The organism is Phormidium sp. CCY1219 (assembly GCF_055795085.1).
The window spans coordinates 1-201 of the sequence record NZ_JAYFEQ010000562.1 but is presented as its reverse complement, the minus strand read 5'-3'; the positions used below and the strand labels follow the sequence as shown (position 1 = coordinate 201).

General features: G+C 45.3%; 1 protein-coding gene. It reads right to left on the bottom strand.

From position 1 onward, the window contains the following. Window positions 1–201 (bottom strand): HNH endonuclease (locus AC0QH1_RS15565; RefSeq protein ID WP_324632116.1); only part of this gene is annotated, 201 nt, incomplete at both ends.

Below are 201 nucleotides of genomic sequence, written 5' to 3'. Positions count from 1 at the left end.
GTGGCAGTCTTTACATCGTGGCAATGTCTATGAAGAAGTTGGAGGTTTTTGTATTCATCCTTTCCACCTAGGGTTTCCGGGATGATGTGGTCTACTTCCATAGTGTCTTCTTCCTTGAAATAAAGTCCGCAGTGGTTACACTTCCCTTTTTGTCTCTTCAAGAGCTTCGATACTCTCGTTGGAACACCGGGTTGTTTCCCC